An 8,378-nucleotide genomic window follows, 5' to 3' on the forward strand; every position below is an offset into this window, starting at 1 on the left:
TGTTTTACCTTCTGCTGCCGAATTCCCCGCTTTGGCAAGCTGCGTTTAGTGATTAGCTTTGAAACTGCACAGCTCACCGGGACTTACGCTGTGCTGCTGACCAATCGCGCTGACTGGTCAGCCAAACAGGTGCTCGCCAAATATTTACAAAGATGGCCGATAGAAACCTTTTATCGAGATGGAAAGCAATATCTCGGGCTTGATGAGTATCGGATGCGAACCTTTGAATCCATTCAAACCCATTGGACGTTGGTGTTCGTGGCTTACTCAATCTTGCACTTGGCTTGCTTGCCACCCCCGACAAAGGCTCCGGGCAAGCGCCCTACCCAGCTCACACAATCCATCGGGCAGGTCTGTCGCCAGCAATCGCAAGCGCTGATAGAAAAGCTAATCCTCTTTGCTCATGACTGTCTTGAACAGGGTGAATCGGCGTCGCAGGTGTTTGCCAAATTGTTTGACAAGTAGAATAAGGGGGTGCCTGCATGACTCGCTAGATAACGCCTCAATTATTTTTCTACCGTCAGAGCACAACACTCAAGTACTTACATGCCCCACTCCCGGCAAAGGCCCAGCCATGATAGGGACATTCCAGCAGCCCAGCTTTGTTAATTCGGCCTTCTGACAATGGCGCAAGGCGATGGGGGCATTGGTCGGCAAAGACACGCCAAGTTTGCGATCGCGCTTCCCACCAAATCACCACATCCTGTTCAAGCAAGGTGAAGCGGGTTGGCTTGGCTTTATCTAGGTCTCTCACGTAGTGAACGGGATACCAAGCTTCAGCCCAGTCAAAGTGATCGGGATCTAGCCCACCCGCTAGCAGTGGAGAAAGGCTCTCAAGGACTGATGAATCCGAGATTTTATTTTGGGTAGCCGTCATATGCTTGAGGGAAAGCCGTTTGTACCCTTCTATTATGTTAGGAAATGTCACTAAAGAACAAAATCAAATCGGGCCTGCTTACCGTCGGCAGTGTCCTGAATGGCCATTATCAGCTCCGGCTGGAAGAGGAAATCGCTTTCATTTAGAGGCTCTTCGGGTAAGTAGAGTTGAGTGGTCAACACTGGGCGATTAGGTGCCTGCACTTTGATATGTAAGTGGCGAGTCCGCCCTGGATATAGCCCTGGAACAATGGTTTCGAGCCAGTAGCGGCCCTTTACGTCCGTAAACTGGTGCCCTCGTAACTTGTTTCCCGTATTGTCGTACCGCCCCTGAGCATCGGTTTGCCAAACATCAATCAGGCTGTTGGCAAGCGGTACACAGTCTGTTGTTAGCACCTGACCGGTCACGATCAGTCGGCTGCCTGCTGTATCCGCCTCTAGTAGCGACTGGCGCTGAGGTGAGTTGGCGCTATAAAAAGGACCTGGGGTTTGAGCAGGGGTGCTGAGACCGCTATCTCCACAGGTAGGGGTGGGTGACAGGCTTTTTGGGCTAGTGCCTAAATGGGCATCTGAATATAAGTGCGGACTAGACTTCGGGGCGGTTTGGCTGCAAGCTGCAAATGTGAAGACTGCCAGAAAGGGAGGCGATCGCCGCAGGAAGCGCCGACGGCTGATGCGACCAAATCCTATTTTATTCGGCAAGTTTGCGTTCATGAGGCCATCCAAACGGAATCCGGGGTGATTCTATTTTGGCTTACAGCGTCTGAGTTTGTGGAAGGTGGTGGCGATCATTCTATTCGTGAATGCTGGTAGTGATCACCGGCTGCTAGGGATAGAGCAGCCGATTACACGATTGAGTCAATGTCGAAATAGCCAAAATCCGATTAAATGAAAAGTAGGACAGAAGGGCTGCTTCATGAGTCTCACGAGCCCCTCAATTCGGTTTAATTATGGCAAGTATTAGAGGCTGTTCTCTTTACGTGGCTAAGGTCTTAATCATTGGTTTGGCGCTATCTGGATGTGCCTCACCTGCCACTGCGCCCTTGGAGTCCTCGGAGTCCTCGGAGGCAGCGCCCTCAAATGAACTGCTCACACAGGTTCCCACGCCGCAGGTCGTCACCCTAGTAGAGTCACTAGAGCATCCCTGGGGGCTCACCTGGCTACCAGACGGCACGATGCTGGTCACTGAGAGACCGGGGCGAGTGCGCATTATTAAAGACGGGGTGCTCGATCCGACCCCTGTGAGCGGCCTACCCGAGGTGCTCGCCCGAGGGCAGGGTGGCTTGATGGATGTCTCTGTCCATCCTCAGTTTGCCGAAAATCAGTGGGTGTATTTTACCTACGCCGATGGCACGGGTTCGGCTAATCGTACGCGGGTTGCTCGCGCTCGGTTCGATGGCAGCGACCTCTCTGATTGGCAGGTCATTTTTGAGGTGAACCGGACAAAAGAAGGGACTCAGCACTTTGGTTCTCGCCTTGTTTGGATGCCAGATAGCACGCTGCTGGTTTCAATTGGCGATGGGGGCAATCCGCCAGTCGAACTAGAAGGCGACTTGATTCGCAATCAGGCCCAAAATTTAGGCAGTCATTTAGGCTCGCTGGTGCGGATCAATGACGATGGCTCGCCCCCTGCCAACAATCCTTTTGTGGATACCGCTAATGCCGACCCAGCAATTTGGAGCTATGGGCATCGCAATATTCAAGGGGTGGCGATTGATTCGGTAACGGGGCAAGTGTGGGCGACAGAACATGGATCAAAGGGCGGTGACGAGCTGAACCTGATAGCTGCTGGCGAAAACTACGGCTGGCCGATTGTGACCCACAGCCGTGAATACTCTGGCGGAGAAATTTCATCAGAGCGATCGCGCCCTGGCATGGTAGATCCCCTCATTGTTTGGACACCCTCGATTGCACCCTCTGGACTGGCGGTGTACCGGGGCGACCGAGTCCCGCAGTGGCAGGGCGACTTGTTTGCGGGTGGACTCGTCTCGCAATCTATTCAGCACATTAAGCTAGATGCCTCAGGAGCCGTCCTCAGCCAAACCCCGATCGATATTGGGCAACGGGTGCGGGATGTGGCCCAAGGCCCAGACGGATGGATTTACGTTCTGACGGATGAACCTAATGGTCGTCTAGTGCGGTTGGAGCCCGGTTAAGCAGTCGGCGACTGGATTAAGCGATCGTTGGGAAATTAGCACATTATTAGACACACAACAAGACAAAATAAACGAAGGAGAACTTTTGGAATGGTTCAGGCGAGGGTTACACTTTGAGCGCGATCAGTTAGGCTAGCGGCTTGCTGTTAGCAGTCGGTTGTGACCGCCGAATACGAGTCCCAATCTTTCCATCGCCGTCAGCTTGTCGCCCGCAGTTTGCCAAACTATTGGTATTCAGCTGCTTTCGGACTCACAGCCCATTAGCCATCTATAGAGCAATGGCACTGATTTGAGCTGAATTAAGCAGCCAGCTTAGCTTTGAGGACAGCGCGAGGTTGCCGCATTCGAGGAAAAGGTTTCGGTCTGCGTTTCACCACTCTGGGTTCATGTCGGTCAGGCCGAAGTGGAAGTAAGTCTGAAGCGATCGCTTTTAGCAGGTGAGCAAACAACCGCTGGCCGATAGTTGTGGACGCAATGGCTAGTGGTGCGAGACTCTGAGCGAAGTGTTGGCGTGTGCCCTGAAGCGAGAGCCTGGCCCTATCAGGCTTCTGTATAGACATGGAGAAATTTTGGTCTCTAAGGATTCTTGATACTCCACAACGAACGAGTTTTCAATGCTTTCAGGCGTTTCCTCTGCATACAGCCTATCAAGACTGAGCATAAATACTCAAACGTGAAAGCGTTGCTATGAAAGGATTTCAGGCTTAGAGGCCAAAATTTCTCTAACTCTATACAAGGGCCTCGGTCAAACTCCGGGATGGGGGCTACGACATCGACGCGACGTTTTTCCAGCAGGAAGGCGCAATAGAGGTGCGCCCTGAGGCGACTACCTACCGGATCGAGCCAGGCGGTCAGGATGACAGCATTCGGTTCGAGAATACCCCAACGGGTCAGCCGCCGTCGCTATTCGTGCGCTGCGACGAGGCATAAGCGACCCCTAGTTGACCTGCGCGACGGTCTGGCCTTGCGGTCTGACCGTGATCGTCCTCGCCCCATCCGTCCCTAAGTCCAACCCAAGAAAAACGCTAGCCAACTTAGCATCCTTAGCGCGATCGCCCAGCGTTATGTCCGCCTAGAGATCGTCTAATCGATGCACTGTACAACGCTCTCTGTTTTGTAGCGAACCTTGGCCTGATCGGCTGCATCATCGTCTTCAGCGCGATAACCGGCTGTGCAAAGCACAACGGCAGAATATCCTTGCTCTGGCAATCCTAGAATTTCGTCGTACTTGGCAGGAACAAAACCTTCCATAGCGCAGGTGTCGATGCCCAACATAGCGGCGCTGTAGAGAAGAAACCCGAGCGCAAGGTAGACCTGTTTGGCCGACCACTTATCCGGCTGTAGCGGAAAAGGCGGCTCGTTCAAATAGCCTTCAATCAGATTCAACAGCCCTTCTAGTTTGTCTTTAGGCACATTGCGAACCTCAGAAACGCAGTCGATGTAGCACGTCACGTCATCTGCACCGATGTCTTTTTTAATTGCAAGTACAACCAAATGAGAGGCTTCAGCTACCTTGTCTTGGTTGAAAGAATGTTCGATGAGCTGCTGACAAGTTTCTTGATTACGAACGACGAAAAATTTCCAGGGCTGCATTCCAAATGAGGAGGGCGCGAGCACCAGGCTTTGTTCTAGTGCCTTCCATACGTCGTCTGGGATTTTCTTGTCGGGAGCGAATCTTTTGGTGGCATAGCGCCAGTTGAGTGCTTGAATGATCTGATCGGGGGTAAGGTCTGGCTTGTTCATTTTTGTTTTGTAATTTGGGTTTGAAAACGACAGGATTTGTAGGTTTCACACTGGAATGGCTGCGGTCGCATCTATCTCAAACAGCATTTCATCCCCCGCCAAGCGAGGAACAGGAATAAGCGTGCTAGCCGGTTTAATTAATTCGTCTGGCCACATCTCATTCCGTTTGGCTGAGATGAGCGCTTGTTTTTCGGCATTGTGATTGACTGAAAGCAGAGTGATTTTCACGACCTGTTCTGGTACTGCGCCCGCTGCTGCTAAGGCTGTTCGCAGATTGATAAACGCCTGTTCGAGCTGAGTTTCAAAGTCGCCCATGTTGCCCTGTGGATCGCGACCGCCCTGACCGGCAATAAATACCAGCGTTTTGTTGGCAGGGACGATAACGACGTTTGTAAATCCGTAGTGAGAGGGGTTACCTAGTTCGGCAGGGTTGATGTGCTGAAGTGCTTGAGTCATTTTGAGTCCTCTGGGTTGTTTTATGTTGCTTGAAAGCTTTTCTAGTTCGCGATGGTTAACTTTCTGTTTGACTTTGTTGTCCGATGAGAACGCTAACGAGCACGACCGCAATGCCAGTTGTTTGAACAATCGATAGGGTCTCTTGTAAAAAGAAATAGCCGATTAGCGTCGCGACGACTGGGCTGAGCAGTCCCAAATAAGCCGCCGCTGTAGCCGTGAGCTTGCCAATTCCCCTAAACCAAAGCGCATAAGCTAGCGCGGTGCCAATGAGGCCCAAATAGATGAATCCCCATAGGTTGGTGCGGGTGATTTCGACGAAAGGCCCCTCTGTAATGAGAGCCACAGGCAGCAGCAGCAGTCCGCCAATCGCTAGCTGCCAAGCTGTAAAAACGATTAGCGAAACTGGCGGTTGCCATTTCTTAACGAGCACTGTCCCTAGTCCCATCGCGACTGCTCCAGCTAGGGCAGCAATGATGCCAATCGCGTCGAGCTGCGCTTCGGGGCCAAGTACAAGCAGCCCGACGCCGATGAAGCCAGCGATCGCAGCCACTACAGACAGCCAGGAAGGTCTTCGCCCCAATAGCGACCAAGCAAAAAATCCCACTAGCAAAGGCTGAATGGAGCCTGTCGTCGCAGCGACGCCTCCCGGCAGGCGATAGGCCGCGACGAACAAAAGCGCTTGAAAGACACCGATGTTCAGACCGCCTAAAATTAACATGCGCCACCACCAAACGCCTTTGGGCAGCTTTCTAAGACCGATGGTGAGCAGTATGCCGATGGGCAGCGATCGCATCGAAGCCACTAAGAGCGGATGGCCCGCTGGCAAAAACTCAGTCGCTACAGCGTAAGTCGTGCCCCAGGAAATAGGCGCGATTGCCGTTAGCAAAATGTCTGAAAAGCGAGCAGAAAAGGCTTTCATTTGAAATATCTCAACACTAAGATACTTGATGGTGAGATTTTAGCATCTATCTTGAAGATAAGATACTTAGCCCTGAGGTTCCTCGGCTTATCTTGCTGCTAAGATTGTTGATATCAAAGGAATTGAAGGCAAATATTTAATGACTTCCGATCTCGTAGATGAGATTTTGGTGCAGTGGCAGAAGGAGCGACCCGATTTAGATGCCTCACCGATGGGCATCGTCGGCAGGGTTGCCCGGCTGCATAAGTATTTACAAAAGGCGATTGGCGAAGTTTTTGCTGAATATGGCCTGAACCCTGGCGAGTTTGACGTGCTGGCAACGATGCGGCGAAATGGTGCACCCTATCAGCTCACGCCGACCGAGCTGTATAACTCGATGATGGTGTCGTCTGGGACGATGACAAACCGAGTGGATAAGCTGGAGAAGATGGGGCTGGTGGAGCGGCTGGCTGACGAGCGTGATCGCAGGGGTACGCTGATTAGCCTGACCGATAAAGGTTTCCATCTCATCGAAGCAGCGGTAACCGCTCACGTAGAGAACGAGCATCGTATCCTGAGTGGTTTAAAGAAGTTAGAGCTTGAAGATTTGGCTGGACTGATGCGCCAGCTTTTAGTTTCCCTAGAGGAATAGAACAGTTTTTAACTTCCGGATAGATAGGTGAACGATAAATGCCTCCTACTCATCTATGAACGGTTTTGTCTTATCATAAGATTAGTGTTTATAGCTTTGAGATGAGACTGAAAGCGGGTGAAATCGGTTCATTCTCAGATGAGACAGCAAAACGTTAGTCCAGAGGTCATAAATATAAATCGCTGTAGCTATTTATCTATAGGGTTATTGAGATTTCAGGTTAGTTGCGGTTTCAGCAACCGGGCAAAGCAACTAAAATGCAGACGAAAGGTCTGAAAGCAAAGCGCTTTTAAAGATATCTTCTTCATATTTTGGACTAAATTTTGCACAGTCTCACGAGTCTTATGCACCGCCACACAGGTCTAGCACACTACCCTCATAGACCACCGCCTTGAATTTCACTTAACTCAATTTCATAGCCGTTGGGATCTATGATGTATACGGATCGAGACTTCTCCCAATCAACAACGCCGTAGGGCATAGGAACTCCCATCAACTCGCATTTTTCAACAATGTCTGAGAAGTTTTGCACATGGAAGCCGAAATGACCGATGCCTCCAGGATGAGCTTTTTTAGAATCCTCGTAGAGACAGAGCTTAACAGCATCGTTGCCGATAATTCGGGAGTTCTCTTCTGGTTGCTCTTTTTTTATTTCAAAACCAAAGAGAGTTTGATAGAAAGCAGCACTTTCATCTAGGTTCTTGACACAGAGGTTAACGTGGTCGAGGGCCGTGACATTCAAAGCATGAGTGCCCATTTCAATTAGATCTCCAATAACATCAAAAATTAGACAATCGTTATATCAAGCGACTCGCTAGCCATTGACAATTTCAAAAACGACTTGGATGCCTGTGATGACCTGCCATCCAAACAGTATGGTAATCACGAGGGCGATCGCGATGTGAGTGTATCGTGCCCATTCTTTTCCTTGTTGCATTAAAGGAGCTAAGGCTGCGGCGTTTGCCATCAGCACCGTCATTCCTAGTCCAACGACGGTATGAGGAACCACATACAGCTTTCCACTATTGAGGTACTCAATTCCTAAGACGCCTACGCTGCCAGTTGTCATCAAGGCTAAGAGGAAAGCACCGAGTTGATAATGCCTTCTCCCAAATCGCTGCTTTACCAAAGCTTTCTTCAGCTCTCCGGTAGCCGTTCGAGTACGTCGAACTTGGATGCCTAAGTAAAGCGCGTAGAGCGTACAAACGAACACTACCCACATCCAAGCGGGATGGATTGCATAAAGCCAATAACTCATATTTGAAGGTTTCCATAGTGTTTGCTAAATATCCGCTATAGACGCTCTTACACGCCTACGTATAGAAGCTGAGAGATGTTGGTCGCTAGGCTCATTTTGCCAACCTCCGCCAACCAGATTTCACTGGTTTCGTCGTCATTAAGCTCCAGAACGAACTTTAATGAGGGAGAAATATTCAGGGACTGAACCTCTGATAGCAAAGCGTTTCAGTCTTAGCAACCATTTTGTCTCCGCTTCTATACGACACTGTTGGCTAACTCCGAAAGTAGCAATTAAGCAGGCTCTAGCGCCTTGAATCGAGACACTCTTGTTTTGGCCAGTGGCACTTCCTGGAACCAG

General features: G+C 50.6%; 9 protein-coding genes and 2 pseudogenes. 3 read left to right on the forward strand and 8 right to left on the reverse strand.

The window, feature by feature from the left end; translation table 11 throughout:
* Positions 1 to 465 (forward strand): transposase (locus tag CKL79_RS21505; protein ID WP_141242274.1); only part of this gene is annotated, 465 nt, incomplete at its 5' end.
* A 76-nt stretch (positions 466 to 541) separates the two neighbouring features.
* On the opposite strand, the pseudogene CKL79_RS21510 reads toward CKL79_RS21505, so the two are convergent.
* Positions 542 to 877, reverse strand: a pseudogene (locus CKL79_RS21510) (Rieske 2Fe-2S domain-containing protein); the annotation flags it as partial.
* Between the two features lie 50 nt (positions 878 to 927).
* Positions 928 to 1,590, reverse strand: coding sequence for an intradiol ring-cleavage dioxygenase (locus CKL79_RS21515; protein ID WP_121971588.1), 663 nt, complete (start codon positions 1,588 to 1,590; stop codon positions 928 to 930).
* A gap of 329 nt (positions 1,591 to 1,919) precedes the next feature.
* On the opposite strand from CKL79_RS21515, the gene CKL79_RS21520 reads away from it, so the two are divergent.
* Entirely contained in the window at positions 1,920 to 3,032 is a 1,113-nt protein-coding gene (locus tag CKL79_RS21520; RefSeq protein WP_346427078.1) for a PQQ-dependent sugar dehydrogenase, read from the forward strand.
* Between the two features lie 299 nt (positions 3,033 to 3,331).
* On the opposite strand, the pseudogene CKL79_RS24045 reads toward CKL79_RS21520, so the two are convergent.
* The 4 genes and pseudogenes from CKL79_RS24045 to CKL79_RS21540 all read right to left on the reverse strand — a co-directional run.
* Positions 3,332 to 3,571, reverse strand: a pseudogene (locus CKL79_RS24045) (IS4 family transposase); the annotation flags it as partial.
* 544 nt (positions 3,572 to 4,115) lie between these two features.
* On the reverse strand, positions 4,116 to 4,775 hold the full coding sequence (locus CKL79_RS21530; RefSeq protein ID WP_121971590.1) for an NAD(P)H-dependent oxidoreductase: 660 nt from the start codon (positions 4,773 to 4,775) through the stop codon (positions 4,116 to 4,118).
* A 45-nt stretch (positions 4,776 to 4,820) separates the two neighbouring features.
* Positions 4,821 to 5,231 (reverse strand): RidA family protein, encoded by a 411-nt coding sequence (locus CKL79_RS21535; protein WP_121971591.1) that lies wholly within the window; start codon positions 5,229 to 5,231, stop codon positions 4,821 to 4,823.
* 55 nt (positions 5,232 to 5,286) lie between these two features.
* Positions 5,287 to 6,150: an EamA family transporter gene (locus CKL79_RS21540; protein ID WP_121971592.1), complete on the reverse strand. Its 864-nt coding sequence runs from the start codon at positions 6,148 to 6,150 to the stop codon at positions 5,287 to 5,289.
* 139 nt (positions 6,151 to 6,289) lie between these two features.
* Here CKL79_RS21540 and CKL79_RS21545 point away from each other — a divergent pair, with 139 nt between their 5' ends.
* Positions 6,290 to 6,781, forward strand: a complete 492-nt coding sequence (locus tag CKL79_RS21545; protein WP_121971593.1) for a MarR family transcriptional regulator — start codon at positions 6,290 to 6,292, stop codon at positions 6,779 to 6,781.
* Positions 6,782 to 7,157: 376 nt separating this feature from the next.
* On the opposite strand, the gene CKL79_RS21550 is transcribed toward CKL79_RS21545, so the two are convergent.
* Positions 7,158 to 7,538 carry a VOC family protein gene (locus CKL79_RS21550; protein WP_121971594.1) on the reverse strand — a complete coding sequence of 127 codons (381 nt, stop codon included), beginning with the start codon at positions 7,536 to 7,538 and terminating at the stop codon, positions 7,158 to 7,160.
* A 57-nt stretch (positions 7,539 to 7,595) separates the two neighbouring features.
* Positions 7,596 to 8,039, reverse strand: a complete 444-nt coding sequence (locus CKL79_RS21555) for a DUF4079 domain-containing protein (RefSeq protein ID WP_121971595.1) — start codon at positions 8,037 to 8,039, stop codon at positions 7,596 to 7,598.
* Positions 8,040 to 8,378: the final 339 nt, after the last annotated feature.

This window comes from Leptolyngbya sp. BC1307 (assembly GCF_002286735.1).
Lineage (GTDB): Bacteria > Cyanobacteriota > Cyanobacteriia > Phormidesmidales > Phormidesmidaceae > Phormidesmis.